The 20,424-nt window shown below is 41.5% G+C and carries 26 protein-coding genes; 15 read left to right on the forward strand and 11 right to left on the reverse strand.

The annotated features are described in order from the left end of the window. Window positions 1-394: 394 nt before the first annotated feature. Entirely contained in the window at window positions 395-3,646 is a 3,252-nt protein-coding gene (locus U2718_RS03220) for an HAD-IC family P-type ATPase (protein WP_341995017.1), read from the reverse strand. Window positions 3,647-4,068: 422 nt separating this feature from the next. Here U2718_RS03220 and U2718_RS03225 point away from each other — a divergent pair, with 422 nt between their 5' ends. After that, complete coding sequence (locus U2718_RS03225) at window positions 4,069-5,289, forward strand: glycoside hydrolase family 10 protein (protein WP_341995129.1); 1,221 nt, start codon at window positions 4,069-4,071, stop codon at window positions 5,287-5,289. A 116-nt stretch (window positions 5,290-5,405) separates the two neighbouring features. Here the strand turns inward: U2718_RS03225 and U2718_RS03230 are convergent, their stop codons facing one another. Continuing rightward, on the reverse strand, window positions 5,406-6,896 hold the full coding sequence (locus U2718_RS03230; RefSeq protein WP_341995019.1) for a site-2 protease family protein: 1,491 nt from the start codon (window positions 6,894-6,896) through the stop codon (window positions 5,406-5,408). A gap of 337 nt (window positions 6,897-7,233) precedes the next feature. Here U2718_RS03230 and U2718_RS03235 point away from each other — a divergent pair, with 337 nt between their 5' ends. From U2718_RS03235 to U2718_RS03250, 4 genes are all read left to right on the forward strand, one after another. Beyond that, window positions 7,234-8,421, forward strand: a complete 1,188-nt coding sequence (locus tag U2718_RS03235; RefSeq protein WP_341995021.1) for a tetratricopeptide repeat protein — start codon at window positions 7,234-7,236, stop codon at window positions 8,419-8,421. A 655-nt stretch (window positions 8,422-9,076) separates the two neighbouring features. Beyond that, complete coding sequence (locus tag U2718_RS03240; RefSeq protein ID WP_341995023.1) at window positions 9,077-9,475, forward strand: DUF433 domain-containing protein; 399 nt, start codon at window positions 9,077-9,079, stop codon at window positions 9,473-9,475. After that, window positions 9,468-9,767: a DUF5615 family PIN-like protein gene (locus tag U2718_RS03245; RefSeq protein WP_341995025.1), complete on the forward strand. Its 300-nt coding sequence runs from the start codon at window positions 9,468-9,470 to the stop codon at window positions 9,765-9,767. The genes U2718_RS03240 and U2718_RS03245 overlap by 8 nt, the downstream gene beginning before the upstream one ends. 234 nt (window positions 9,768-10,001) lie before the next feature. Continuing rightward, entirely contained in the window at window positions 10,002-10,271 is a 270-nt protein-coding gene (locus tag U2718_RS03250) for a tetratricopeptide repeat protein (RefSeq protein WP_341995027.1), read from the forward strand. Window positions 10,272-10,404: 133 nt separating this feature from the next. On the opposite strand, the gene U2718_RS03255 is transcribed toward U2718_RS03250, so the two are convergent. After that, a complete protein-coding gene (locus tag U2718_RS03255) occupies window positions 10,405-10,605 on the reverse strand; it encodes a hypothetical protein (RefSeq protein WP_341995029.1) in 201 nt (66 codons plus the stop codon). 137 nt (window positions 10,606-10,742) lie between these two features. Beyond that, window positions 10,743-10,994 (reverse strand): type II toxin-antitoxin system Phd/YefM family antitoxin, encoded by a 252-nt coding sequence (locus tag U2718_RS03260; protein ID WP_341995031.1) that lies wholly within the window; start codon window positions 10,992-10,994, stop codon window positions 10,743-10,745. 236 nt (window positions 10,995-11,230) lie between these two features. On the opposite strand from U2718_RS03260, the gene U2718_RS03265 reads away from it, so the two are divergent. From U2718_RS03265 to U2718_RS03285, 5 genes are all read left to right on the forward strand, one after another. Beyond that, window positions 11,231-11,449, forward strand: a complete 219-nt coding sequence (locus tag U2718_RS03265; protein WP_341995033.1) for a hypothetical protein — start codon at window positions 11,231-11,233, stop codon at window positions 11,447-11,449. Next, window positions 11,446-11,730, forward strand: coding sequence for a type II toxin-antitoxin system mRNA interferase toxin, RelE/StbE family (locus tag U2718_RS03270; protein WP_341995035.1), 285 nt, complete (start codon window positions 11,446-11,448; stop codon window positions 11,728-11,730). Before U2718_RS03265 ends, U2718_RS03270 begins: the two co-directional genes overlap by 4 nt. Window positions 11,731-11,877: 147 nt before the next feature. Then, entirely contained in the window at window positions 11,878-12,192 is a 315-nt protein-coding gene (locus tag U2718_RS03275; RefSeq protein WP_341995037.1) for a hypothetical protein, read from the forward strand. A 10-nt stretch (window positions 12,193-12,202) separates the two neighbouring features. Continuing rightward, window positions 12,203-12,433, forward strand: coding sequence for a type II toxin-antitoxin system HicB family antitoxin (locus tag U2718_RS03280; RefSeq protein ID WP_277128243.1), 231 nt, complete (start codon window positions 12,203-12,205; stop codon window positions 12,431-12,433). A 27-nt stretch (window positions 12,434-12,460) separates the two neighbouring features. Continuing rightward, window positions 12,461-12,604: a hypothetical protein gene (locus tag U2718_RS03285; protein ID WP_341995040.1), complete on the forward strand. Its 144-nt coding sequence runs from the start codon at window positions 12,461-12,463 to the stop codon at window positions 12,602-12,604. Window positions 12,605-12,749: 145 nt separating this feature from the next. Here the strand turns inward: U2718_RS03285 and U2718_RS03290 are convergent, their stop codons facing one another. Both U2718_RS03290 and U2718_RS03295 read right to left on the reverse strand, forming a co-directional pair. Beyond that, a complete protein-coding gene (locus U2718_RS03290; protein ID WP_341995042.1) occupies window positions 12,750-12,989 on the reverse strand; it encodes a hypothetical protein in 240 nt (79 codons plus the stop codon). Continuing rightward, the gene (locus U2718_RS03295; RefSeq protein WP_341995044.1) at window positions 12,937-13,167 is read right to left on the reverse strand and encodes a hypothetical protein; all 231 of its coding nucleotides are present in this window, start codon (window positions 13,165-13,167) and stop codon (window positions 12,937-12,939) included. Before U2718_RS03295 ends, U2718_RS03290 begins: the two co-directional genes overlap by 53 nt. Window positions 13,168-13,352: 185 nt before the next feature. On the opposite strand from U2718_RS03295, the gene U2718_RS03300 reads away from it, so the two are divergent. Next, a complete protein-coding gene (locus tag U2718_RS03300; RefSeq protein ID WP_341995046.1) occupies window positions 13,353-14,939 on the forward strand; it encodes a B12-binding domain-containing radical SAM protein in 1,587 nt (528 codons plus the stop codon). A gap of 161 nt (window positions 14,940-15,100) precedes the next feature. On the opposite strand, the gene U2718_RS03305 is transcribed toward U2718_RS03300, so the two are convergent. Further along, window positions 15,101-15,544, reverse strand: coding sequence for a hypothetical protein (locus U2718_RS03305; protein ID WP_341995130.1), 444 nt, complete (start codon window positions 15,542-15,544; stop codon window positions 15,101-15,103). A gap of 108 nt (window positions 15,545-15,652) precedes the next feature. Here U2718_RS03305 and petN point away from each other — a divergent pair, with 108 nt between their 5' ends. Together petN and U2718_RS03315 are read left to right on the forward strand one after the other, a co-directional pair. Continuing rightward, window positions 15,653-15,742, forward strand: coding sequence for a cytochrome b6-f complex subunit PetN (gene petN, locus U2718_RS03310; protein WP_010998401.1), 90 nt, complete (start codon window positions 15,653-15,655; stop codon window positions 15,740-15,742). 7 nt (window positions 15,743-15,749) lie between these two features. After that, entirely contained in the window at window positions 15,750-15,911 is a 162-nt protein-coding gene (locus U2718_RS03315; protein ID WP_341995054.1) for a hypothetical protein, read from the forward strand. A 121-nt stretch (window positions 15,912-16,032) separates the two neighbouring features. Here U2718_RS03315 and U2718_RS03320 read toward each other — a convergent pair whose 3' ends face one another. The 4 genes from U2718_RS03320 to U2718_RS03335 all read right to left on the reverse strand — a co-directional run bounded on the left by U2718_RS03320 (window position 16,033) and on the right by U2718_RS03335 (window position 19,015). Continuing rightward, the gene (locus tag U2718_RS03320) at window positions 16,033-16,218 is read right to left on the reverse strand and encodes a hypothetical protein (RefSeq protein WP_341995056.1); all 186 of its coding nucleotides are present in this window, start codon (window positions 16,216-16,218) and stop codon (window positions 16,033-16,035) included. Between the two features lie 198 nt (window positions 16,219-16,416). Further along, entirely contained in the window at window positions 16,417-16,956 is a 540-nt protein-coding gene (locus tag U2718_RS03325) for an SH3 domain-containing protein (RefSeq protein ID WP_341995058.1), read from the reverse strand. Between the two features lie 159 nt (window positions 16,957-17,115). Next, complete coding sequence (locus tag U2718_RS03330) at window positions 17,116-18,657, reverse strand: AAA family ATPase (protein ID WP_341995060.1); 1,542 nt, start codon at window positions 18,655-18,657, stop codon at window positions 17,116-17,118. Window positions 18,658-18,859: 202 nt separating this feature from the next. Next, window positions 18,860-19,015, reverse strand: coding sequence for a hypothetical protein (locus U2718_RS03335; protein WP_341995061.1), 156 nt, complete (start codon window positions 19,013-19,015; stop codon window positions 18,860-18,862). A 121-nt stretch (window positions 19,016-19,136) separates the two neighbouring features. Between U2718_RS03335 and U2718_RS03340 the strand changes: the two genes are divergently transcribed. Both U2718_RS03340 and U2718_RS03345 read left to right on the forward strand, forming a co-directional pair. Continuing rightward, complete coding sequence (locus U2718_RS03340; RefSeq protein ID WP_341995064.1) at window positions 19,137-19,409, forward strand: toxin HicA; 273 nt, start codon at window positions 19,137-19,139, stop codon at window positions 19,407-19,409. Further along, window positions 19,396-19,722: a type II toxin-antitoxin system HicB family antitoxin gene (locus U2718_RS03345; protein ID WP_341995066.1), complete on the forward strand. Its 327-nt coding sequence runs from the start codon at window positions 19,396-19,398 to the stop codon at window positions 19,720-19,722. The genes U2718_RS03340 and U2718_RS03345 overlap by 14 nt, the downstream gene beginning before the upstream one ends. Window positions 19,723-20,424 lie beyond the last annotated feature (702 nt).

Raw genomic sequence — 20,424 nt, forward strand, 5'->3', positions numbered from 1 at the left:
AAATCTATTTGATAGAAGAAAGGCAGAGGGCAGCTTTGCTGGAGGCAGAAGGAATAAATTATATTTTTGGCCTCTTAATCAAGAGAGTTGGGGGAGAAAGTCTAGTAGGGTGTGTTACAGCTATGCAAGGATTTGAGAGTTTAAGAAAGTGACAGCCGTAACGCACCACATGATAAAGGTTTACTTGATAAATCATCTCTCACAATCGGAGTTTGGGGATAAACCTGTTACAAAATTAAGGGTAATATGCGTATTTTCTAAATTAAATATGATTTTTGACACGGAAGTTTTGAATTTTTTTAAACAGGATTTTATCTAACAATTTTATTTGATTTATGGAAAACTAAAAACCCCGGCTTCTTCAAGAAGCCGGGGTTCTGGGATGATTTGAGAATTAGACAGGGATTGCAACAGCAGTTTGTTGTTCTACTTCTTGCTGTTCTATCTGCAAAGTTTGACTCACAGCAGCATCGTCGTTACTGCCAGGAAGTAAACGAGTGAAGTTGTGATTGTCTCCTTGCAAATACTTATTGGCTACTTCTTTTCTGCTTTCATTCACCAAGAATGGAAGTATGGCGCTACTACCAATTACCGCAGTATCAATGAAATTGATTGGTGCGATTTGCAGTAAGCCTTTCAGCCCCGGCATAGTTGCAGCTAGGATCTGGAGGATAAAGGAGCCACCCAGGGCAATATTCAAGTATTTGTTAGGCGGCAATTTCTCCTTACTGAATATGCTGTGTGTCTGCGAACGACAGCTGAGAGTATGCAGCAGTTGTGCCATTGTCAAACTCATGAAGCCAATGGTGCTTGCCTGCGCCCCAATACCATAACGTCTAATGCCGTACCAATAGGCTGCTAAAGCACTGACAGATAATGCCCCTGACTCGATGATGATTCTCTTAAAGTCAGAACTCTTGATAATCGGTTCATTCGGATCGCGGGGTGGCTGACTCAGTACATCTGGTTCCGGTGCTTCCATTGCTAAAGCCAGCGCTGGGAAGATATCTGTAATTAAGTTTAGCCACAACAGTTGTATAGCTGAGAGAGGATGCCCGATGCCAGCTGTTGTCGCCGCCAGCATCACCATGATTTCGCTAGTGTTGGTAGACAGCAGGAAGTGAACGGATTTTCTGATGTTGTTATAGATTGTCCGTCCGTGGCTGACGGCAATAATCATGGTTTCGAGGTTGTCATCTTCCAGCACTACGTCTGCAACTTCACGGGCAACATCTGTGCCGGTATGCCCCATCGCAATGCCAACATCAGCAGCTTTTAAGGCAGGGGCATCATTAATGCCATCGCCTGTCATTGCTACAACTTTGCCGCTACTTTGTAGGGCTTGGACGATTTGTAATTTGTTGGCAGGGCTAATCCGAGCAAAGACATGGACGCGATCGCACAGTCCTTTCATCACCTCTGGCTCAATGTTGTTGAGGTGGGTGGAATCAAGGATTTGTAGTTGCTCGCCTTTGCTCAAATTCAATTGTTTACCGATCGCATAGGCTGTCGGGCTTTGATCACCGGTAATCATTACCGTATTGATGCCAGCTTGATGGAAACCTCCCATCAAGTCTTGCACGCCATTTCTGATCGGATCGATCATGCCGACTATTCCCAACCAGATCAAATCTTCCCTGGAGTGAATGTTTGCAGAGGACGCAGAAATCTTTTCACTCTCCGCGTCACCGCGTCTTATTGTCTCCGTGTCATCATCTAGTTGGTAAGCAACTCCCAACACCCGCAGCGCTTTACCTGCCATGTCTTCGTTTTGGTTTTCGATGGCGAGCCTGTCTGCTTCTGTGAGTGGGACTTTCTGCCCGTTCTTCATCTGAGCGCTACATAGACTCAACACTTCTGACGGACTCCCTTTGACGGCAATGAGATTTTTTTGCTCGTCGGGGGTGAGGTGGAGTGTTGCCATGTAGTTGCGCTCTTGGGAGCGGTGAGCAATTTTCAGTCGCGGGTAATTTGCCCTGAGACTGGTGACATTCACCCCAGAAGTGATCGCTAAATCGATGAGTGCGTTCTCGGTTGCAGAACCTCTGACAACATACTCATCGCTTTCTTGTTCTTTATCTACCTCACTTTCGTTGCACAGCACTAAGACATGAATCAGTTTTAAGAGCTGTTCGTGTTCATAAGGATTGATAGTCTCTTCTTCTAACAGCAATTTGTCATGAGATACCTCAATACATTTGCTGTCTGTACAAACCTCTACAACCTTCATGCGATTGGCAGTGATGGTTCCAGTTTTGTCCATGCAGATAGTTTCGATGGAACCAAGAGTTTCGACGGCATCCAGGCGGCGAATGAGGACGTTATGCTTCCTCATGTTGGCAATACCGAGAGCAAGAGTAGTAGTGGCAACTGTAGGCAAGCCTTCAGGAACTGCTGCTACTGCCAAAGATATAGTTGACTTGAGCATTTGCAGTACACCGTTGCCGCGCAGTAATCCGATGCCAAAGACAAAGGCGCAAATTGCTCCTGAAATTACTACCAGCTGGCTGCCAGCTTGATCTAGCTGTTTTTCCATCGGAGTTTCGGGCATGGTGGCTTCACCCACCATCATTTGAATTTTGCCCATCTCCGTGTATTTGCCTGTTGCTACCACTGCGGCAATTCCTTGCCCACCAGTGACTAATGTTCCCATGTAAACCATGTTTTTGCGATCGCCCAAGGGAACATGCTCGCCACGCAGGATTGCAGCACTCTTAGTTACAGGCATACTCTCACCCGTGAGTGCCGACTCATCTACACTGAGGCGATGTGCCTCTATTAGTCTGGCGTCTGCTGGTACATAGCTGCCGGGTTTGAGGATGAGAATATCTCCGATTGCAATTTCTGGGGCGCTGATTTCTTGAATGCTGCCATCTCTGATTACATATGCCGTTGGGTTAACCAGATTCTTCAACGAGCGAATAATCTTCTCGGAATTACTTTCTGTGGCATAACCAATGGCGGCATTTATAACCACAACTCCCATAATCACTAGAGCATCAACCAAGCCACCAGTAGCAACTGAAACTCCAGCAGCTACAGCCAAAAGTCCTACGGGCAAAGACTTAAATTGATCAACAAACATACTTAGCCCGGAACGAGGAACTGCTTCCGGTAAAGTATTCGTCCCGTATTTTTTCAGCTTCTCTTTGGCTGATTGACTAGATAAACCTGATACCTTACAGGTTTTTAACTCAGTAATAACTTCGTCAGATTCTTTTAGATGCCAAGATGCAAGTTCTTGCGCATGGACATCAATAGTTGTAGTTATTTTCTCTCGGCAAGTAATCGCTTTACTGGTATTTTTTGCTTTTTTTTGCGGTCTTTTTTCTTTTTTTGTTGCTCTTGTGACTATAGAGTTCTGGCTGTATTTTGTATATTCTAAAACTAGGCGTTCAATTAACGAAGCCAGCGTCAAACAAGTCTGCTCTGGCTGAAAATATACCAGAACATTGCCTGTGATAGAATTGGCGCAAACTCGCGTTATGCCTTTGTGTTCCGACAACCTCAACTCTAGGTATTTCTTAAGTCCTTCCGAACTTTGCAACCCATTAATTTTATACCTAGCCCTCCCTTCAACAGCAGTATGCAATGTCCGAACAATAGCATCCTTGCTGCGACAGGAGATGTTGCAGTTTTTGTTCATTTCTTCATTCAGTTGTGGAAAAACTAATTGGCCCAGAACTTATTATTGTAGTGGCAATTTTTGATTTAAACTACTCTGAAATAAAATTTTTTAAATTACTTAATTCCTTCAGCAAAAGCTGACACAAATTGAGTTTTTAGCTAAAGCAGACAAGATTTTGAATGTAAAAGAATCTTAATCATAAAGAGGAGGCAGGAGGCAGAGGGGAGAGAATTCTTCTGCGTGTCCTCGTGTCCTCTTCATCTGTTCCGTGTAACCTGTTCCCTGCAATCATTTGTGTGAGTTGTATATTTTCAAAATGAGAACTCTGATTTGATTTTAGATAAATTCTTCACTCAGTAGATGGGTTGGGTACTTTTTTTTACTATTAATCTGTATATTTAAGGATGAAAAATAGTTTAAAACTTTTTGCTAGTATGATTATGCGAGATAGTGAACGAAGCAAAAAATATAACATACCTTTCTTCGTTCTGGTGATAGCTCTCTCAGTAATAGCAACGGTGTTATTATCTTTTCCTCTACAAGCTCAAAATATTCCTTTGCGATCGCCAGCATCGGAGTTACGGGGAGTATGGTTAACCAATATTGATAGCAATGTGCTGTTTGAGAGCGATCGCCTTAAAAGTGCCGTGCAACGTCTTAAGCAGATGAACTTTAACGTTGTCTATCCTACTGTGTGGAATTGGGGCTGGACGCTCTATCCTAGCAAAGTTGCACAAAGAGTAATCGGGCGATCGCTCGATCCAGAACCAGGATTGCAAGGGCGAGATATGCTCAAAGAAGTTATTAAAGTAGGGCATCAACAAGGCTTAAAAGTCATTCCCTGGTTTGAATTTGGCTTTATGGCTCCTGCCGACTCTCAATTGGCAAAACGTTATCCGCAATGGCTATCCCAACGCAGCAACGGAACTCGCATTGTCAAAGAAGGCATTCATGACAGAGTTTGGCTTAGTCCTTTTCGTCCTGATGTACAACAATTTATCCAAAATTTAATTGTTGAAATAGTTAGAAACTATGACATCGATGGCATTCAATTTGATGATCATTTCGGCTTACCCTCAGAATTGGGATATGATCCCTACACAGTAGCACTCTACAAAAAAGAACACCGTGGTAAAGCTCCACCAAAAAATTCTCAAGATCCGGAATGGGTGAGGTGGCGAGCAAACAAAATTACCGACTTTATGAAGCGGGTATTTACAGCGATTAAAGCAACGAAAAAGAATTGTATTGTATCCGTTTCACCCAATCCTCAGCGCTTTTCGTACCCCTTCTTTTTAGCCGACTGGGAAAGATGGGAGAGGATGGGAATTGTAGAAGACTTAATTATACAAGTATACAGAGATGATTTGAAAGTCTTTACTAAGGAATTAGAGTATCCAGAAGTGAAAGCTGCACAACGTCATATCCCTGTTAGCATCGGTATTTTGACGGGCTTAAAACGCAAATATGTATCAATAGATCAGATAAAACAACAAGTACAAAAAGTACGCGATCGCAACTTCGCTGGGGTATCCTTCTTCTTTTACGAAACTTTGTGGAACTTAACTAAAGAAGCACCGCAAAAACGCCAATCTGGCTTTCAAAAACTTTTTCCTACATCAATAGCATACCCAAATTTGCTTGTGGGGTGGAAGCCGTAAAATTAGAGGGGGAGAAAGGGAGACGCAAAGACAACCAGACGCGGTGACGCGGAGAAATTATCAAAAATATTCTCCGTGTCCCCCCGTCCCCGTGTCCTCTTCATTCCCCGCGTCTTTTAGCCTCCAATTCCCAAGCGTCCAGCTAAACCTGGGGTTAAGGGTAGAAGAGTGGCAATCATCAAGAATAAAGCTAAAAGTCCTAAAGCAGCGCGTGCATCATCTGGTTCAGTAATTTCATTTAAGCTGGGGCGTTCTAAGCCACGTTGCAAGAATAAAATTACAATCACCCAATACATTGCCAGAGGATTGCCAAGAGCAACTAATCCCAACAAAATTAACGTGGCGAATGTCGTTCTTCCTGCGGTTTTGCGCCCATAAATTGCTTGGACAATGCGTCCACCATCAAGTTGTCCTGCGGGCATCAAGTTTAAAGCTGTAATTACCAACCCTAACCAACCAACTATCACTAACGGATGCACATCCACGATTTGCGATTGTAATGCCGAACCAAGGACAACTCGCGCTAAACTTCCTACCAAAATTGAACCTTGGAAAAATTCATTTGGTAATTGAAACATACTACCTGAGTGAGACAGCAGCAATCCAGCTATGAGCATCAGCAAAGAAACAATCCCTCCAGCTGCTGGCCCTGCTAAGGCAATATCAAATAATACCTTACGGTTGGGTATTTGAGACTCAAAGCGAGTAATCGCACCAAAAGAGCCTATTTGCACGGCGGGGAGAAAGTACGGCCAGCTGAGGCGGACTTGGTGACGACGAGCAAATACCCAATGTCCAATTTCGTGAGCTACCAAGATTGTTATTATCCCAGCAGCAATCGGTAAAACTTCGGGGAATCTTTCTGGATTGGCAACAAAATCAAAATTCAGTAGAATTCCCGCAGCTTCTAAACTTGTAGCAATAGTTGCTACCAAAAGAATAACTGCAAAAACTTTTTGGGCTAACGTCATCGGACGTGGATCGTTGCGGCTAGGCAAAACAATCACTACAGGTTTCCCATCCGTATTTTCTACTAAAAATAGGCGGTATTTGTCACTTAGACGCTCCTGCAAAATTTCTGTCAGACGCTTGTAAACAACTTCTGCCTCACCGCGTAGATTTCCTTTAAAAATGGCTCCTTCTTGGTAGGCAATGGTTTCTGTGGCAAAAAAAGTGTCAATCCCAAAAATACTTTTAATAACGCTTAAATCCTCTTCAGGAATCGGTACAATCTCTGGCTGTACCTGCATTGTTCCTGTTGGCTGTTTTGCCTCTTGTGTGGCAATAGTCTCTGCTGCGGCTAGCTTCTCAGTCGCTCTTTGTCTGAGCAGTTCATCTTGCCCAAGCTGGCGTAACTGTCTGCCCAGATAAATATATATTCCAGCCGAAAACACTAACAAAAAGAGTATACCAACTATATTGATGTACACTCCGGTGGCAAATAAGCCAAAGAACAGTAGCCAGGGAGCCATTAATACCACTGACTGTAACCAGGCTAAGATTCCCAACTTGCCATAAGGTCTGGCACGATAAAGGCCCCAACTTAACATACCAAAAGCGACCAGCACGATAGCCGCAACTATAGGAGTTTCTGACGTAGTAAACATCTCCAAACCCTTTGCTTTGTTCAACCAAGCCTGAATAAGTCAGGTATTCACAGATATTAATAATTTATAACGATGGTTGTAACTGGCCCAATATCTTAAGGTGGGCTTTGCTGAATATGAGTATGAAATACAAAAATGCGAGATCTCAAACTCTTATTCTCTGAGCCTCTGCGTGAGACTGATTCCATCACACAACATTTTAAGATGAACGCGATCATAGCTAGCTGAGGAGGTAAGGGGCGCAGATCTTGAATATTTCTGCCCATATATTGCGAAATGCAGCAAAATCAGTTTGTAGGTTTTGATATTCTGGCAATAGATATGTCTTAGATATCGGATGACTAAACGCAGATTGGTTGCCTATGTGAGTTATTTGTCATTAGTGCTATGTGCATCAGCATTGTATTTGAGTGATTGGGGTAAATGTGCGATCGCTCCTTGCCAACAGTCTTTAACCCAATCAAACAGCTTAGGACTACCCCAAACAGAAATATCAACAGAACAGTTACGCCTCAAAGCTCAAGCTATCACTGTTAAAGTGATGTCAGATGAATTCTTGGGTTCAGGAATTTTGCTTAAAAAGAATAACTCAATTTATACAATTGTTACCAATGCTCATGTGCTGCGATCGGGCAATTCTCCCTATTGGATTCAAACGCCTGATGGCACCGCCAAGGGGATGAGTGGGGGCGCTATCCTCAACGAACAAGACGAATTAATTGGAATTCACGGCAGGGCGATCACTGAAGCCTCAGAAGAAGATCCTCAGCAATTTGTGATTCGTGGAGCTTTAGGTATTACTATTTATTCGGCGCTGCGGCAAATGTTAACAGTGGGTGTAGATGTGGGAGTACGTCCGCCAGGTGTAGTTGCGACTGCACCGAAAGCTGATGATTTTTATCTCAAAGGGAATGAAAAGTATAGCCAGAAAGACTACAAAGGCGCTATAGCTGATTATACAGAAGCTATTCGCCTCAATCCCAATTATATCGCAGCCTACTACAACCGGGGTTTAGTCCGCTCCGCCTTGGGAGACAAGCAGGGGGCGATCGCTGATTATAACTCTGCTCTTAAAATTAATCCCAACGATGCCAAAGCTTACCTCAACCGGGGTGTAGCCTACTATGCTTTGGGAAACTTGCAACTGGCAATAGCTGACTCTAACTCTGCCCTGAAAATTAATCCAAAATTATGGATTGCTATTAGCAATATAAGCTTTATTAAATACGATCAAGGTGATGTTGAAGTAGCTATCAAACAATGGCAAGCGGCATTAGCTATTGATAACAAAGCCGTAGATCCTTTATTGGCATTAGCAGTTGCGCTACATACCAAAGGTGAACGAGAACAAGCTCTAACTAAGGCAAAACAGGCACTTACCATTGATAAACAATACGCAGATTTAGCTTTTCTCAAGAAAAATCTCTGGAGCGATCGCCTGCTTGCTGATACGAAAAAGCTGCTAGCAACACCTGAGATTAAAATGTTTTTACTGTACTTTAGACTAAAAAAGAGCGATCGTTAGATAGTAGGACTGCAAAAAATGCCGATCGCAATTTTTGGTTTAGGTAAAAACAGGCGATCGCTTTTTGGTTTTTGTTATAGGTGTGCGATCAATGGATCAAGCCGAATTTAATTCAATACCGTTCAGTTAAGCCAGATCCCCCCAACCCCCCTTAGAAAGGGGGGCAAAACGCGGTTAAATTTCCCCCTTTTTAAGGGGGACTAAGGGGGATCTTCGAGAAATCAAATCACTAACTGAACCGTATTGGAATTTAATTAGCAAAAAGCCTGTTTACCTTCTCAAAATGCCTGTTTGCTTTCTCATTTCAGTATTTTACGCAAGCAAAAAGGCTAATTGCTTTCTCGTTTCAGATTATGCGATAGTAATTCATCTTAATCAAGCAAGCGATCGCAATTTTTACTCTAGGTAAATACAGCGATCGCAAGCCTGATTTTTCCTGTAATAGTGCGGATCGCTTATTGGTGATTCTCTAGGATGGGGCGATCGCACTCTGATTGAGTAAAGCAGTAAGCTAGATTTAGCGGTTAGTAAATTTAAATTATTAATTGCTTGACCAATATTTCTTTGATTGTACAGAGCAAGCAGATTTTATAAGTGGAGTCAATCCAAAATCCCAAAATCTCAAATCTAAAATCGAATGACTGTAGTAAAACTAATGACATCTTTTCCTGTGAATTTACCAACTCAATTACAACAAGAAGCACAGAGATGGGCTACAAATCAAGGTATATCTCTTGAGCAGTTTATCATTTGGGCGATCGCGGAAAAAGTAGGAACACTGAGTCAGACTGTTGACGATCCTCAGTTTCCTGGTATTACATATCGTTGTGGTGCTAGTGGTACGCGAGTGCCTATACTGTTAGGAACTGGCTTACGAGTCCAGTCTGTTGCGATCGCTAGTCAGCAATGGGGTTTATCCATATCACAAATTGCAGCTGAATATAATTTAAGTGAAGCACAGGTCAACGAAGCACTAGCTTTTTATACTGCACATAGACAAGAAATTGACCGAGCCATAGCAGCAGAACAAGCTTTCGAGTCTTATAATGTCTAAGATTCTCTTACACTTAGATGCTGACACCTCAATTAAAGCTTTGCAAACAGCTTTGGTGAATCGTGGTCATGATGTTACTCGTACACCCAATAATTGGATGCTTTTGGATGCTAGCGATGAAACACAATTGCTGGAGTCAACAAATCAACGAAGGTGCATTTTCACATTTAATATTCGTGATTTCTTAGTACTTGCCCAACGTTACCCAAATCATTATGGTATTGTTTTGGCATCTCAAAACAGTTGGTCTTTATCTGATCTAATTTCAGCTTTGGATTGCATGTTAAACTAAACACAAGCAGTTGATTTAATTGGGCAAGTACGGTGGTTAAATCAATGGAAAAAATGAGGACACTAATATACTAGACATCGACCGAATTTAAATATGCGTTGTCCAAAACCCTTGTAGACTCAAATCTTGCACCTGGAAATCTGAATGTCAAAACCACAACCAAGTGCAAGAAGAAGGCGCGTCTATGCACTCTCATTGAACTAAAAATGCGATCGCTTGTTGGTGTCTCTATGATTGGGCAATGCCGAAGCCTACGCCAACCAGGGTAATGCCCGCTCTGCTTTCGGAGACAAGCAAGGGGCGAACGCTGATTTCAACTCTGCCCTCAAAATTAATCCCAACTATGCCCAAGCCTACTACAACCGGGCTAATGCCCGCGCCGATTTAGGAGACAAGCAAGGGGCGATCGCTGATTGGCAAAAGGCTGCGGAAGTATTTCGACAACAAGTAAATACACAGTTGTATCAAAGAATATTGGAGTTAATTAGAAAGTATCAGCAGTAGACAGGGGAGAATGAGGAGATAGCGCGATCGTTGTTTATTTATAGGTGCGCGACAGTGCGATCGGATTCAGATCAATTAAACAAGCGATCGCTTGTTAGTTGCAGATATGAGAGTAAATGCGATCGTATTCAGATTAATTAAACAAGCGATCATCATTATAAATATCTTCCTCTGGCTCGTTCCATTCTTGAAAACCTATCTCTGCTAGTTTCATCATTGCGACTGTTTCAAGTTTTTCTTCAATAGCAGCCATTAATCTCATAAGTTCTTCTATCGGTAACTGTAAAATCATATTTTTAATTTTTTCCACACTTGGAGTTGGAGTTGAAGCCATACATATCCTCGCTATCAAGTTATGCATCTATTATGAAAGATTTGGAATAAGCTGGGTGGCAAAATGGTTATCGTATCTATGGAGTCTTGAATCATCAGTAACCCACCAAATAAAAGCATGGGTATCAAGTAATGCTTTCATTCTTTAACATCTGCTGGGCTGAGAAAATCGTTCAGAATCTCATCTGGTAAAGGTGCGTCAAAATCAGGAGAAATCACAACTTTACCTTTATCCAACCTTGGAGTTCGGGGTAATGACTGTTCTTTAATTGGTACTATACGCGCAACTGGAGTACCAGCGTTTGAAATAATTACTTCTTCTCTTGACAAAACTCGATGGAGTAATTCTGCGAATTCAGCCTGTGTTTCTGGAAGCTCAACGTTGTACATATACAGTCACTTTAAAAGGTTGCGACTATAAATAATGATATCACTTACCCTGTGAACAAGTTTTTTGGTTGGAAGGAATACAGGCAGTGTAGATAAAACAGGCGATCCTAAATTTATTTCATCTCATTTTCAAACAACTTCTTAACTACAATCAACCTGAATTTTTGAAAAAATCGGGTAATACCTGTGTAACTATAGCTATAATCTACTTAACATTCAGATTACATATAAAGTTGATGACAGAGAAAATATCAACACTTCAGCAAGCACTTGATATTGTAGAAGCACTCGACCCAGAAGAACAAGCGATACTTGTTGATATTATTAGTAAGCGTTTGCGCCAACAGCGACGGAATGAGCTATTAAAAGAAGTTACACAAGCTAGGCAAGATTACCAACAAAGTAATGTCAAACGCGGTTCTGTCGCTGATTTGATGGCGGACTTGGACGAGTGAAAAATTTAGTTTGGAGTACAGGTTTTGTACGTAAATTCAAACGTCTAACGAAGAAAAATCCACAATTGCGGTTCCAAATTGAAAAAGCATTACAATTGTTAGTTGAAGATCCTTTCGATTCAAGCTTGCGTACTCATCAGTTAAAGGGTGATTTAGAAGGAGTATGGTCTTGCTCGATAGATTACGATAATCGTATTTTATTTGAATTTGTTGAAAACCCAGATTCGGGAGAGGAAGAAATATTATTACTTACTCTCGGTTCGCATGATGACGTTTATTAGCAATAAAAGTAACTTTACTTAATCTTACTTCCAGTCTAATGTTTTTTTATAGTAGTGCGTGCGCTCGCTATCTGGTAAAGTTAGGAGTTGTTGCTCGCGAAGCGTGTGCAAAGCACTCTTGGTGTTTGTTTGTGGGTATGAGAGTAAATGCGATCATCTTCAGATCAATTAAGCAAGCGATCGCTTGTGAGTTGCAGATATGAGAGTAAATGCGATCGCTTTTTATATTTCCCTTTAGTGTTATGTGGCAATTTACTTGCAAAATATAATGAGAGTGCTTTGCACACACTTTGCGATCGCACTATCTGGCTTCAGGTAAAAACAGGCGATTATAATCTCTGCTACGATTGGTTTTATACAGCCTATGTTAGCAATAGCTTATGGAGCGAGTTACATTACCAGACGTTCTCACCCTTAAAGAAGCCTCCGAATATTTGCGTTTACCGTGGAAGTTTAAATTAAGGGTAGAGCAATGAACCATCGCTATAGTATGGTTATCCAATGGTCAGATGAAGATAACTGTTACTTAGTACACTTACCGGAATTTCCTTGGCAGCAATTCCATACTCACGGTAAAACTTACGAAGAAGCTGCAAAACACGGACAGGAAGTGATTGAATCTCTGATTGAATGGTATCAAGAGCAGGGAAAGCCTCTGCCAGAAGCAATTGCTTTGCCTCAAAAACCGTTAAAAGTCGCCTAAAGCTTTGATGTTTTTCGCTTGGTAGTGATGCGATCGCTTTTTATGTTTTCTGTAGTGGTATGTGGAAACGTAGTTGCAAAACATGGCGATCGCTATTTTTGGGTTGAGGTAAAAACAGGCGATCGCTGTTTGTTTATAGATTTGCAAGTAGTGCGATCGGATTCAGGTTAATTAAGCAAGTGATCGTCTAATCTAACTTATCTTTACTACTGAATATTCAAAGCTTTTTTAAGAGCTGCTTGTACCGATACTAAATATATCTAATGGCAAAATACCTAACTGCCTTTGAAAAACCAACTCATTCACAGTAGGGATTTTATCGGTTCTGATTAAAGAAGTCTTTTTCAATCCTGGTTTGTGCAAACTCTGGATGATTATCTGCAAGCAATACCCAAGTTTCATGCAACTCATTAACGGGAATTTTTGAGAAAATACCCAAAATAATAAATTCTTTTCGGTGGGCTGCCATCACAAGGGCTGATCTAAGTTTAGTAGAAGTTAAATCACTGAAAGGAAAACGAACTAGCCAGATTTCTAATGCTTGAGGCTTCGTCATTATAAATATCTTCCTCTGGCTCGTTCCATTCTTGAAAACCTGTCTCTGCTAGTTGCATAATTGCGACTGTTTCGAGTTTTTCTTCAATAGCAACTATTAATCTCATAAGTTCTTCTATCGGTAACTGGAAAATCATATTCTTAATTTCTTCCACACTTGGAGTCGGAGTTGAAGCCATACATATCCTCGCTATCAAGTTATGCATCTATTATGAAAGATTTGGAATAAGCTGGGTGGCAAAATGGTTATCGTATCTACGGAACTTTGTTTGTTAAGATGAAACAAAATTAACAAAAAAATCATCAACACTTTTGATTTAGCCAACTTGGGAATAATTCAGAGTGTGAGGAGGATGGAAACTATATGCGGATTTTACTCGTCTATCCTATATTTCCCAAAACCTTTTGGTCATACGAAAAAATCCTAGCATTAGTAAATCGCAAAGTTTTGCTGCCACCCTTGGGTTTAGTGACAGTAGCGGCGATTTTACCCCAGGAATGGGAATTTAAGCTTGTCGATCGCAATGTTCGCTCAGTGACAGAGGAAGAATGGGCATGGGCAGACTTGGTAATTTTCTCGGCGATGATCGTGCAAAAGCAAGATTTGCTCGACCAAATTCGGGAAGCAAAAAAACGTGGTAAGTTGGTTGCTGTAGGTGGCCCCTATCCAACTTCTATGCCTGATGAACCAAAGGCAGCAGGGGCTGATTTTCTCATTCTTGATGAAGGGGAAATTACCCTGCCAATGTTTGTCGAAGCAGTTCAACGAGGTGAAACATCTGGAACTTTCCGCGCTACCGAAAAACCAGATGTGACAGCAACTCCAATTCCTCGCTTTGATTTACTAGATTTTGATGCCTACGACATGATGTCAATTCAATTTTCGCGTGGTTGTCCTTTCCAGTGCGAATTTTGTGACATTATTGTTTTGTATGGTCGCAAACCCCGTACCAAAACTCCTGCACAGCTTTTAGCAGAGTTAGATTATCTCTACGAGTTGGGTTGGCGGCGCGGTGTGTTCATGGTGGATGATAATTTTATCGGCAACAAACGCAATGTTAAGTTGTTGCTCAAAGAATTAAAAGTCTGGATGCAGCAACACAATTATCCTTTCCGATTTGACACCGAGGCTTCTGTTGATTTAGCGCAAGATTCAGAATTGATGGAGTTGATGGTTGAGTCTGGTTTTGCAGCGGTGTTTTTGGGAATTGAAACACCAGATGAAGACAGTCTGCAACTGACGAAGAAGTTCCAAAATACGCGCAGTTCCCTCGTGGAAGCAGTGCAAACCATTATCAAAGCAGGTTTGCGCCCAATGGCAGGATTTATTATTGGCTTTGATGGTGAAAAAGCAGGTGCAGGCGATCGCATCGTCCGTTTTGCCGAACAAGCAGCGATTCCCTCAACAACTTTCGCGATGTTGCAAGCGTTACCAAATACAGCACTGTGGCATCGTCTCAATCAAGAAGGAAGACTCAGGGATGGTAAAGACGGCAATATTAACCAAACCACTTTGATGAACTTTATCCCCACTCGCCCTCTAGAGGAAATTGCAAGAGAATATGTAGAGGCTTTTTGTAGTTTATATGATCCAGTACGCTACTTAGATCGTACTTATCGCTGTTTTCTAATGATGGGTACGCCAAAGTGGAAAGCACCTTTTAAAATGCCAGATTGGGTTGTTGTGAAGGCACTGTTAATTGTAATTTGGCGACAAGGGATTAAACGAGAAACCAGATGGAAATTCTGGCATCACTTATTCAGTATCATCAAACATAATCCAGGAGTTGCCGAGCATTACCTCGCTGTCTGTGCTCATAATGAACATTTTCTGGAGTATCGGCAAATTGTCCGCGAGCAAATTGAATCTCAGCTAGTGGAATATCTTGCCCAAGGTGTAGAAAAGCCTTATGTCTTAGAGCAGGAGAAAGCACAAGTGTATGCTAGTTAGGGATGGGAACTAATGATCGGGTACTGGCAAGAGTTGCTTTTCAGATTGATTAGTTTCTTTGCCAGTCCATTGTAAAACGCAGAGGAGCGCTAAGGAAGCGCGGAGGTACGCAGAGTTTTCTGAATTTGAATTGGCTGCTTAACTCACACACTCACGTATCTCTAATTCTTAAAAGGTTTAATCCAACCTTGTTGGAGCGCTGCATCAAGTGCGATCGCTGCGATTGCAAACCACAACACGCTTTCTGTTGCCATTACGATTAATGGCAGAATCTTGCTGGCAAAAGTGACTCCGACATCGATCTGGGTTAATCCTCTTACCAAACCAAAGGCAAGCACCCCACCTGATTTGAGGTGTGGATTTTGATCTTGACGGATAATATAGCGGTAGGTAGCGCCAAATAAAAAGCCTGAGAAGGTTACAAAACTAATACTCAACAAAAAACGCCAATCTAGCGACTTGATGTCTAAATCGCTCAGTGCTGAGAAATGCTCAGTTAAAACCAAACTATTGAGCAAAGACGTAATTAGATAAGCTAAAAAAAGGCAGAAACCTCCTAAAACTCCTGCTTTCAAGGATTGTAAGCGTTCTGTCATCAAATCCATGTTCGAGGTGTGGTTGATTTTAGCTGGAAATTGCTTGAACTGACAAATCACAATTCCCAGTATCATAAATAATGGAGTAGTTTTGTAAATAAGTTTGAAAGTAGCACTATGGCGATTCTGACACTAGGATGGGTTTCACTGTTGGTCGTTTTCACCTGGTCAATTGCAATGGTAGTTTGGGGACGCAACGGATTGTAGAGGTATCGTGGAAAGTCCACTTTTGAGTATTTTGGCTCTGGTTGCTCTAGTACTGCTAGTAGTGGTTACTGGGGGAGTTGGTTATTTAACGCTAGCGGGTTGGCGCGATCGCCGTCTTCAAGAACAAGAAAAACGCGAACAGCGACGCCCAGTTTCTAAGCGACAGTGAAAAATAATTGCAGTTAGGAGTTAAGAATTTTGAGTTATAAATTTAACTTTTAATTCTTAACTCTCAATTTTGAATATTTCGACAGTAGTTTACACCATCCAAAATCTAGAATTGAAACATATCAAGACCTTGATTGCCTGTGATAATACTCGGAAATTAATGCCACCGACACCGCCAAGCCAGTAATGGCTAATGCTACTAATGGATTTTGACCTTGACTAACAGCAAAGGATGTGACGATACCAGCACCCAAGGCAGCAGTAACTGTAGCAGAAAGCCAATCATACTGGGAATTTCGATTGTACATAATTTGTTTTATTTGAGGGGTTTTTTCCAATCAAGGTGTTAGCTTACTCACAAAAGTAACACCATATTTTTGGTAATTTTCCCTTTTTATAAATATTGCAATTAAGCTTTACTTTTATTAACCTCAAAATCACTCAAAATACAGAACATCATCCTAATTTTGGATAGCAAATCTTTTTTGTGTTGACTGGGCATTCTCTTATTCATCGACTTTCTCAATATTCCCAGCTTTTACCCAACCTTCTTGTGTCCCATCTTCTAGTCTAATTTTTTGCCAAGCTTGATCACTGCTTTCCTCTAAAATAACCACTCTTTGGTTAAAACCGACTCCACCCACACGTTCTGCATCTGCTGTGGGTTCCTTTCGTAGCGTCAAGCCTTGCTGCCAAGTCACACGTGCTTGGTAAGCACCCGATGGCAATGGTTTTGTTGATTCTTCTGGTTTTGGAGATTTCTCTGTCTTGAGTTCTTCTTGGGCTTTTTCTGTGGAATTGGAGCTTGTAGAAGTAGACTCTTGTATAAAGGCGCTAGAGGAAGTCTTGGCTGTATCTTTCGATGTTTGCTCCTTAGGTTTTGGAGCTTGCGCTTTCACTGCGGGTTTATCATTAGCGTAAATCGGTTTTGCAGGCGGTACGGAAACTCGATTCATTAAATACAGTGCCGTTGCAATTCCGCCACCAATTAAAATAGCGATCGCCAAGGAAAAACCAAGTAAAAATTTTAATATTCCAACTAGCATATTTACAACTTTAGGATCATTAAAGATAGAAAATAGGAATTATGACTATTGTAGAGGCGCTTTTAGTTTTGCCTCTAAAGAAGTTCAAAGTTATGATGTGAGCTTCATAACTCTTAACTTTGAGCTTCATAACTCACTATTTTCTTTAGTATTGAAGCCTTAGCGTAGCTTACCAAAGGCATCGCTCAAGGGGCTGTGTTTTGATGCCAAACGCGCTCTCCCAGCCGCAGCCCATTCTTGCAATTTTTGAATTTGTTCTGTGGCAGTACGTGCCAGAGGAATGATTTGACTGGCGGCTTCTAAAATATCATCGGTAGAAAAGTCGCGGTTTTGACTAAAGCCGATGTGCATAGCTTCAATTAAAGTTTGTTCAATTTCTGCTCCAGAAAAATCGGGTGTTTCATATGCTAATCTGTCGATGTCGTAGGTTTTCAAGTTATGTGGACGTAGTCGCGACAAATGCACATTGAAAATAGCTTTGCGTTCATCCTGGGTGGGCAATCCGACAAAGAAAATTTCATCAAATCGTCCTTTGCGGAGCATTTCTGGTGGTAAGGCTTGGATATCGTTGGCGGTAGCAACAACAAACACAGGTGAAGTTTTTTCTGCTAGCCAGGTGATAAAAGTACCAAAAACTCGGCTAGTAGTTCCGGCATCACCTTTGCTACCAAGCCCAGAAAACGCTTTGTCTATTTCATCTATCCACAATACACACGGAGCCAGAGCTTCGGCAACTTGGATCATTTGCCGCGTTCGTGATTCCGATTCACCCACCAAACCCCCAAATAATCGTCCCACATCAAGACGGAGTAGAGGTAAATGCCAGTGATGGGCGATCGCTTTTGCTGTTAGTGATTTTCCTGTACCTTGAATACCTACCAACAGCAAACCACGGGGGTGGGGTAAACCATACTGTCGCGCTCGATCGCTAAAAGCACCTCCCCGCCGCAGTAACCAATCTTTGAGGTTATCTAGCCCACCTATATCAGAAATTTGCTCGGTAGCAGGGTGAAAATCAAGAATTTGGGTTTGACGGATCGTTTGGCGCTTTTCTTCCAAAACTAAATCGACATCTTCTGGTAGTAATTCGCCGTGGGTTGCGATCGCTCGTGCCAAAACGCGGCGAATACGCTCCATACTTAACCCTTGACAAGAGCGCACCAAATCATCCAAAAATTTTCCAGAAGGAGAATGCCCTGTCGCCAGCAACAAGCGCTCTAATTCCGCTCTAATTTCGCCAGCACTGGGTAAAGGGAATTCTACAACCGTCAAAACTTCCGTTAAATCGTCAGGAATGGCAATGCGGGGTGACAACAGGACAATATTTTTTGGTTGCGACTTGAGCAGTCGTGCCAAGTTGCGGAGTTTACGGGAAATTGCCACATCTTCCAAAAATCGATGATAATCCCGCAATATAAACACTCCTGGTGCAGATGCGGGTACTTTTTCAACTAATTCTAAAGCTTGCAAAGGGTTACGCTGCCCAAACCCTGCATCATTGGGATTGCCCTGGTAACCATCCACAAAATCCCAAGTATAGACTGGGCGATTACCCTGATTAGCTGCTTCTTCTTTAATAGCAGCCTCCACCCGTTCCTCTTCATAAGTGGGAATGTAAATAAGGGGGTAGCGAGCACGCAGCAGCAGTTTAAACTCATCCCGAAAGGTCGTAGACCTGCTATTTTCAAAGCTTCTGGTCATTACTATACCTTTTTATACTATTAGCGTAATAATTTAGGTTTTTTGTTAATGGAAAATATAAACTAAATTTATTTTTATTCGTACTATTTTATCTACTATTCCTGTTACAACTACTTCCTTACCATATCAATTATCCACTGTGGGAAGTTAATTGCTTCAGATGAGGCATTCAACCACTACTAAAGATATTGATCCATCTACTCTAGAGCGTGGCTTTTTTGGCTAACAGGCAACATTCTACTAGTTTTGATGCCCATATTGTCCAAAATTGAGGGGATAGCTGGCATTCTTGCTGTTGGGGCAATCTAGCCGATAAGGTAGCCAAAAAAAAGGCGATCGCCACTGTCACAGTTGACATAGTACCAATATTGATACTATGCTTAAATCAAGCTCAAGTGTTAAGTAAAACCAGGTTGTTTTATATGTCATTTTTGTAGAAATCTTCTACTTATTTTGATAACAGCTTGGTATAAAAATTTATGGCTCAAATTGAAAAACTCCTTGCTCAAATTGAGAACAATCCTAAGGATGTAAAGTTTACTGATTTAGTAAAGGTTTGTAATCATTATTTTGGAGAGCCTAGACAGCAAGGAACGAGTCACTGTATCTATAAAACCCCTTGGGCTGGAGATCCACGCGTCAACATTCAAGAAAAGAATGGAAAAGCCAAGTTTTATCAGGTTAAACAGGTTTTGGAGGCAATAAAAAAACTTAAGGAAATCGAAGAGGATGTGGAAGATGGTGAACTATGATCGCTATACCTATAAAATTACTTGGTCACTTGAGGATCAAGAGTTTGTAGGTCTATGTATTGAATTTCCTAGTTTATCTTATCTCCATGAGAATCGTGCTGCTGCACTCGAAGGTATTGAAAACTTGGTAAAAGATGTAGTAGCAGACATGGAAGCGAATGGTGAAATAATTCCAGAACCCATTGCTGAAAAAAACTATAGTGGTAAATTTCAAGTTCGTATTCCTCCAGAGCTTCATCGTAAGCTAGCCATGAAAGCAGCAGAGGAAAAAGTTAGCTTAAATCGCTATGTAAGCCAAAAACTAGGTTGTTAATTTTTTTGTGATAAGTAGGTAGACATTATTAAATATAAAACTTGAATGTAGGTTGGGTTGATGCTGCTGTTACCCAACATTGATAAAGTTTGATGGCTAACGCTCACGCTCTACCCATCCTACAAATAATTATGATGATTTACTTAAAACACTGTCAGGCTACACTTTTCTACGGTCTGCCAGTGTTTTATTTTGTGTACTCTGGTAACTCTTTGGTTAAATGCTTTTAGGAAGTGCAGGGTACTTCACTGTTTGAGTTCCCTGTGCTAACGGAAAATTTTGATGAGTATGAAAAGTTCTTGTTAGCTGCAATGAATCCGACATCACGCGGCATCGGGTAAAGAGCGTGGAAGACTTGTTTCCATCCCCGTTAGGGGAAAAGGTTATAGAAAGAGTTCACTTCTGGAAACTTTGCAGGGACTGAGTTTGTGATACCCAAATCGACGCATCTCAACGAAATTATAGGGTTTTCAAGGTTCCGGCGAGATGCGTCGATAAAACTAAACACACCTGCACAAAAAACAGTAAAATCTGCGGCTTCAAGCTGTCAAGTAGTTTATAAATAAGTTAACGGTTGTGGGGTAGTTCGCGGGAAATGGATGAAATAGCATTTGGCGATCGCACTTTAGTTTCCATCACAGGCAATTTCAATCAATCCAACTATTCCGTAAACACTTTGCAGTAGAATTAGTGCTTTAGAGA

It is taken from the genome of Chlorogloeopsis sp. ULAP02 (genome assembly GCF_038404745.2).
In the GTDB taxonomy this organism is placed as follows: domain Bacteria; phylum Cyanobacteriota; class Cyanobacteriia; order Cyanobacteriales; family Nostocaceae; genus Chlorogloeopsis.

What these genes read in the sequence shown, in the direction of transcription:
- U2718_RS03230 (WP_341995019.1), bottom strand. Translation starts at nt 6,896, where the DNA reads ATGTTTACTACGTCAGAAACTCCTATAGTTGCGGCTATCGTGCTGGTC.
- U2718_RS03220 (WP_341995017.1), bottom strand. Translation starts at nt 3,646, where the DNA reads ATGAACAAAAACTGCAACATCTCCTGTCGCAGCAAGGATGCTATTGTT.
- U2718_RS03240 (WP_341995023.1), top strand. Translation starts at nt 9,077, where the DNA reads ATGACATCTTTTCCTGTGAATTTACCAACTCAATTACAACAAGAAGCA.
- U2718_RS03330 (WP_341995060.1), bottom strand. Translation starts at nt 18,657, where the DNA reads ATGACCAGAAGCTTTGAAAATAGCAGGTCTACGACCTTTCGGGATGAG.
- U2718_RS03305 (WP_341995130.1), bottom strand. Translation starts at nt 15,544, where the DNA reads ATGGATTTGATGACAGAACGCTTACAATCCTTGAAAGCAGGAGTTTTA.
- U2718_RS03335 (WP_341995061.1), bottom strand. Translation starts at nt 19,015, where the DNA reads ATGTCAACTGTGACAGTGGCGATCGCCTTTTTTTTGGCTACCTTATCG.
- U2718_RS03345 (WP_341995066.1), top strand. Translation starts at nt 19,396, where the DNA reads ATGGTGAACTATGATCGCTATACCTATAAAATTACTTGGTCACTTGAG.
- U2718_RS03300 (WP_341995046.1), top strand. Translation starts at nt 13,353, where the DNA reads ATGCGGATTTTACTCGTCTATCCTATATTTCCCAAAACCTTTTGGTCA.
- U2718_RS03280 (WP_277128243.1), top strand. Translation starts at nt 12,203, where the DNA reads ATGAACCATCGCTATAGTATGGTTATCCAATGGTCAGATGAAGATAAC.
- U2718_RS03275 (WP_341995037.1), top strand. Translation starts at nt 11,878, where the DNA reads ATGCGATCATCTTCAGATCAATTAAGCAAGCGATCGCTTGTGAGTTGC.
- U2718_RS03265 (WP_341995033.1), top strand. Translation starts at nt 11,231, where the DNA reads ATGACAGAGAAAATATCAACACTTCAGCAAGCACTTGATATTGTAGAA.
- U2718_RS03245 (WP_341995025.1), top strand. Translation starts at nt 9,468, where the DNA reads ATGTCTAAGATTCTCTTACACTTAGATGCTGACACCTCAATTAAAGCT.
- U2718_RS03290 (WP_341995042.1), bottom strand. Translation starts at nt 12,989, where the DNA reads ATGACGAAGCCTCAAGCATTAGAAATCTGGCTAGTTCGTTTTCCTTTC.
- U2718_RS03295 (WP_341995044.1), bottom strand. Translation starts at nt 13,167, where the DNA reads ATGGCTTCAACTCCGACTCCAAGTGTGGAAGAAATTAAGAATATGATT.
- U2718_RS03325 (WP_341995058.1), bottom strand. Translation starts at nt 16,956, where the DNA reads ATGCTAGTTGGAATATTAAAATTTTTACTTGGTTTTTCCTTGGCGATC.
- U2718_RS03235 (WP_341995021.1), top strand. Translation starts at nt 7,234, where the DNA reads ATGACTAAACGCAGATTGGTTGCCTATGTGAGTTATTTGTCATTAGTG.
- U2718_RS03225 (WP_341995129.1), top strand. Translation starts at nt 4,069, where the DNA reads ATGCGAGATAGTGAACGAAGCAAAAAATATAACATACCTTTCTTCGTT.
- U2718_RS03260 (WP_341995031.1), bottom strand. Translation starts at nt 10,994, where the DNA reads ATGTACAACGTTGAGCTTCCAGAAACACAGGCTGAATTCGCAGAATTA.
- U2718_RS03255 (WP_341995029.1), bottom strand. Translation starts at nt 10,605, where the DNA reads ATGGCTTCAACTCCAACTCCAAGTGTGGAAAAAATTAAAAATATGATT.
- U2718_RS03340 (WP_341995064.1), top strand. Translation starts at nt 19,137, where the DNA reads ATGGCTCAAATTGAAAAACTCCTTGCTCAAATTGAGAACAATCCTAAG.
- U2718_RS03320 (WP_341995056.1), bottom strand. Translation starts at nt 16,218, where the DNA reads ATGTACAATCGAAATTCCCAGTATGATTGGCTTTCTGCTACAGTTACT.
- U2718_RS03285 (WP_341995040.1), top strand. Translation starts at nt 12,461, where the DNA reads ATGCGATCGCTTTTTATGTTTTCTGTAGTGGTATGTGGAAACGTAGTT.
- petN (WP_010998401.1), top strand. Translation starts at nt 15,653, where the DNA reads ATGGCGATTCTGACACTAGGATGGGTTTCACTGTTGGTCGTTTTCACC.